At 46.7% G+C, this 5,470-nt stretch carries 3 protein-coding genes; all 3 read right to left on the minus strand.

The window, feature by feature from the left end:
• Positions 1-239 precede the first annotated feature (239 nt).
• A complete protein-coding gene (locus O9332_RS26640) occupies positions 240-1,265 on the minus strand; it encodes a dihydroorotate dehydrogenase-like protein (RefSeq protein ID WP_104395596.1) in 1,026 nt (341 codons plus the stop codon).
• Positions 1,266-1,267: 2 nt separating this feature from the next.
• The gene (gene nifJ, locus O9332_RS26645) at positions 1,268-4,822 is read right to left on the minus strand and encodes a pyruvate:ferredoxin (flavodoxin) oxidoreductase (RefSeq protein WP_002758282.1); all 3,555 of its coding nucleotides are present in this window, start codon (positions 4,820-4,822) and stop codon (positions 1,268-1,270) included.
• Between the two features lie 414 nt (positions 4,823-5,236).
• Positions 5,237-5,398 carry a hypothetical protein gene (locus O9332_RS26650; RefSeq protein ID WP_196219802.1) on the minus strand — a complete coding sequence of 54 codons (162 nt, stop codon included), beginning with the start codon at positions 5,396-5,398 and terminating at the stop codon, positions 5,237-5,239.
• Positions 5,399-5,470: the final 72 nt, after the last annotated feature.

Consider the following 5,470-nt stretch of genomic DNA (forward strand, 5'->3'; position numbering starts at 1 on the left):
GGTGCCGATAGGCGGGGGGATCCCCCTTGATAAGGGGGGTGCCGATAGGCGGGGGGATCCCCCTTGATAAGGGGGGTGCCGATCCCCCCTGCCCCCCTTGATAAGGGGGGTGCCGATAGGCGGGGGGATCCCCCTTGATAAGGGGGGTGGCTGATAATTTTTAACGCCTACCTACTTAAGTTTTCAGTTCACTGATTACTGATTACTGATCACTGATCACTGAAAAAAGCTTCCCACTTTTATTTGCTGGTGGTTTGAAAACGTTTCCAAACAGGTTCGTAACTTTGCAGAGCTTTCATGTACTGTACCCGTTCAAAAGCAGTGGGATCGGGGCAATTCATTTGACTCATACTGCCAATTAACTGCTCGATCGATTCGTACTCATTTTCTTCCAACCAATGCAATAAACCCTGTTCGATCTTGGTAATTTCCTCCAAACCGTGGCGTAATAAAACACTAACTAACATGGTCGCTTTTGCCCCCACCATCATCATTTTGATCACGTCGATGGCGTTATGAATGCCACTGGTAGCGGCAAAATCCGTCGGTACACGACCGTAAAGCATGGCAATCCAGCGCAGGGGTAAACGCATTGCTTGGGGATTACTGAGGATAATATTGGGGTGAACATCTAAGGTTTCTAAGTCGATATCCGGCTGATAGAAACGGTTAAATAATACCAACCCATCGGCCCCCGCTTCCGCTAATTGTTTAGCCATATTGGCCGTATTGCTAAAGTAGGGACTTAACTTCATCGAGACGGGAATTGATACCTCCGATTTGACAATTTTGAGGATATCAATATAGTTTTGTTCGACGTGATTTCCGGTTAATTCCAGGTCGTTGGGAACATAATAAACATTCAACTCCAAAGCATCAGCGCCCGCTTGTTGAATTTGAATGGCATACTCCAACCATCCCCCAGAGGTCTCACCGTTGAGACTGGCAATAATGGGAATATCGACCATTTCTTTGGCTTTGCGAATATGGTTGAGATATTCGTCGGAACCAACGTGAAAAACCTCCGGTTCGGGAAAATAAGTCAAAGCTTCCGCAAAACTCTCGGCTCCGTGGGTAAAATGATGGTGTAGAGCCAGTCTTTCCTGTTTAATCTGCTCCTCGAAAAAGGAGTGTAAAACCACGGCAGCGGCTCCAAAGTCTTCCATTCTCTTGATATTGTCGATATCCTCGCTCAAGGGTGCGGCCGCACCGATGACTAGCGGCGATCGCAATTGTAAACCCATGTAGGTAGTGTGTAGATTCATAACTATTCGTTGCTCCCTGTACCTTTTGCTGCTAAATACTGATACATTTGCCAGCGCGTATCCACATCTGCTTGTGCTTCTTTGAGCAGACGTTTAGCTTCCTCCGGCTTACTGGTGGCCAACATCTTAAAGCGATTCTCCGAGTAGAGAGTTTGCGCTACGGTAAGCTTAGGCGCACGGCTGTCCAATTGCAGGGGATTTTTGCCTTCTTTAGCTAAATCGGGATGATAACGGTACATTAACCAGCGACCGCTTTCCACCACTTCTTTTTGATGGTTCATGGCGGTGGTCATGTTGATCCCGTGAGCAATACAGTGAGAATAGGCGATAATTAACGATGGCCCGTTGTAAGCTTCCGCTTCTAGGAAAGCTTTGATAGTTTGCTCGTTTCTTGCCCCCATAGCCACGCTGGCCACATAGACGTTACCGTAGGTCATGGCCATTAAACCGAGGTCTTTTTTCGGGCTGGGTTTGCCACCAGAAGCAAATTTAGCTACGGCGGCCCGAGGAGTAGCTTTCGAGGCCTGGCCGCCCGTATTCGAGTAAACTTCCGTATCCATGACCAAAATATTCACATTGCGACCACTGGCTAAAACGTGATCTAAGCCACCATAACCGATGTCGTAGGCCCAACCGTCACCCCCGACAATCCAGACGCTTTTCTTGACCAGATAATCGGCCACGGATAACAACATTTTCACCTGCGTGGTCGGGGTTAATTGCCCTAAACGGGATTTTAGGGCCTCTACCCGTTGCCGTTGTTCGTAAATTTCCGCTTCATCGACTTGGTGACAATTGAGAATATCTGCCGCTAGACTTTCTCCGATTTCACTAGCGAGGGTTCCTAAGAGTTCGGCGGCAAATTCTGCCTGTTTATCGATGGAAACTCGGAATCCTAAGCCAAATTCGGCATTATCTTCAAAGAGGGAATTCGACCAGGCCGGCCCGCGACCTTCGGCGTTAACTGCCCAGGGTGTTGTCGGTAAATTACCTCCGTAGATAGATGAACAACCGGTGGCATTAGCCACTATCATGCGATCGCCAAATAGCTGACTGACCAATTTAACGTAGGGAGTCTCACCACAACCGGCACAAGCGCCGGAAAACTCAAAGAGAGGTTCCTGCATTTGCTGATGGTTAATTTTATTGAGATTTAGGCTTAATCGGTCTGGATTAGGCAAATTAAGGAAGAAATCCCAGTTAACTCGTTCCTGTTCCCGCAGGGGCAATTGGGGAGCCATATTAATCGCTCTTAGACGCGGTTGCGATTTGTTTTTAGCGGGGCAAACATCAACACAGAGACCGCAACCGGTACAATCTTCGGCGGCCACTTGGATGGTGAATTTTAGCCCTTTCCAGTCGTGATCCTTGGCATTTGCGACTTTAAAGGTTTCCGGGGCCGTGGCTAATTCGGCCTCATCATAAACTTTCGAGCGAATAACGGCGTGGGGACAAACGAGAACGCATTTACCGCACTGAACACAGACATCCGCATCCCAAACGGGGATTTCTTGGGCAATATTGCGTTTTTCCCATTGGCTAGTGGCGGTGGGGTAAGTACCATCGTTGGGAAGGGAGCTAACGGGCAATTCATCCCCGTGACGGGCGATAATTTTGCCGAGGACTTCTCGGACGAAAGTGGGTGCAGTGTCGGGAATTGGTGGTCTTAATTCAAAAGCTTCAGGGGTGACAGTGGCGGGAATTGGGACTTGATAGAGGTGTTCTAGGGCAGAATCCACAGCTTTGATGTTCATCTGCACGATTTCTTCGCCTTTCTTGCCGTAGGTCTTGCGGATGGCTTTTTTGATTTGTGCGATCGCATCTTCCCGCGACAAAACCCCCGCTAGGGCAAAGAAACACACCTGCATAACGGTATTAATCCGACTGCCCATCCCCGCTTCTTTGGCTACTTGAGTGGCATTAATCGTATAAACTTGCAGATTTTTATCGATGATAGTTTGCTGGAGATGGCGGGGTAAGTGACTAAACACCTCCTCCGGTGGATAGGGACTATTCAGGAGAAAAATTGAGTTCGATTTAGCGGTTTCTAGCAGGTCAAATTGTTCGACAAATTCCCACTGATGACAGGCGATAAAGTTAGCATCAGTGATTAAATAGGTAGAGCGAATCGGATGGGGCCCAAAGCGTAGGTGAGAAACGGTGACGGAGCCAGATTTTTTGGAATCATAGACGAAATAACCCTGGGCATAATTATCAGTATCTTCACCGATAATTTTAATTGAATTTTTGTTAGCTCCCACCGTACCATCGGAACCTAAACCGTAGAAAACCGCCCGCACTACTTCGTCCGGTTCGGTGGAAAAACTGCGGTCATATTCCAGACTGGAAAAGGTAAGATCGTCAACGATACCAATAGTGAAGTGATTTTTCGGTTTGTCGAGACTTAAGTTATCAAATATACCGGCAATCATGGCTGGAGTAAATTCTTTGGAAGATAAACCGTAGCGTCCTCCCACAATTTTCGGCAGCTTGCCTTCGTACTCTTCCATAAAGGCATTTACCACGTCTAAATATAGCGGATCGCCCCCGGCACCGGGTTCTTTACAGCGATCTAAAACGGCTATTTTTTTCACCGTGGTGGGCAGAGCTGCCAGTAATTTTTCGGCGGCAAAGGGACGATAGAGACGAACTTTTAAAACCCCAACTTTAGCCCCATTTTGATTGAGATAATCGACGGTTTCATGGACGGTTTCCCCTCCCGATCCCATTAACATAATCACTCTTTCGGCATCGGGCGCACCGTGGTATTCATAGAGATGGTATTGCCGTCCTGTTAATTGGGCAAAACGATCCATAATTTTTTGAGTGATATCGGGACAAGCATGATAGAAAGGATTGACGCTTTCCCTTGCCTGGAAATAAACATCGGGATTTTGTGCCGTGCCTCGTAAAACCGGTCGATCGGGAGTTAAAGCCCTTTGACGATGGGCAATAATTAGGTCTTCATCGATCAGTTCTTTGAGAGTTTCATCGCTAATTAATTCGACTTTTTGCACCTCATGACTGGTACGAAACCCATCAAAAAAGTGCAGAAAAGGAATCCTGGTTTCTAGGGTGGTAGCTGTGGCAATAGCCGCCAGATCTTGAGCTTCTTGAACGGAATTAGCCGCTAACATAGCCCAACCCGTACTTCTGGCAGACATGACATCACTATGATCCCCAAAAATTGACAATCCTTGAGCTGCTAAAGCACGGGCCGCCACATGAACCACTGAAGAGGTTAATTCCCCCGCAATTTTGTAGAAGTTAGGGAGCATTAATAATAATCCCTGCGAGGAAGTGAAAGTAGTAGTTAAAGAGCCTGTTTGTAGCGCTCCGTGCAGGGTTCCCGCTGCCCCACCTTCGCTCTGCATTTCGATTACGGAAGGAATGGTTCCCCAGAGATTAGCTCTGCGTTCGGCTGCCCAACTATCGGACCATTCACCCATGGGCGAGGAGGGAGTGATAGGATAAATAGCGATCACTTCACTGAGACGATAGGCAACGCGTGCAACAGCTTCGTTACCATCTATGGTTGCATAGGTTTTTGTGGTCATGTGTTCCCCTTAGTTTTTACGATATTTGTCGGGATTTTAAGTTTTTTTACGGCTCAATTTCGCACTAAATATCCTCTCGTTTCCCTGACAACCGAAGGATTTTCTTTGAGCGTCGCTTTTGACTCCCTATCTACTATTGGACGCTTACGGCAGACAGGCTTAAGTAGAGCAATTTTTCTGTCTCCACCTCGATCATTATCCAGATTCTCGGCTTTCTAGCAATTCGTTATTTTTTCTTAATACGCTGCTGAGTTTGCCAGCAACCGACCCTGGGATTAATTAATATTCAGAATTGAGATAAAAATTAATGATACTTTTTAAAAAAAAGTGCTAGGTCAGAAGATAAGCTGTTGACTATCTAAATTACTCGTTAAGACTGTCTATGAGCAGGGAGAAGGAATTATGAATTATTAATTAGGGTTTGCGGCAAAAAGTTTTTCCTGGGGGCAGGGTGTGGGGTGTGGGGTGTGGGGTGTGGGGTGTCGGAAGAATAAATAGAAATAATCTCGGTTCTTCGGTTTGTGTTATGTAATGGACGGGGGTTATAAGAGATGGAACCCTTATAGAGAAAGACATTGGACGATTTTTGTCAATTGTTTTTGATCTAGAGCGAGCTAATCAGTTAAATCTTTTGCCAGATAAGGATTT

The organism is Microcystis sp. LE19-10.1B (genome assembly GCF_027530565.1).
Lineage (GTDB): Bacteria > Cyanobacteriota > Cyanobacteriia > Cyanobacteriales > Microcystaceae > Microcystis > Microcystis aeruginosa.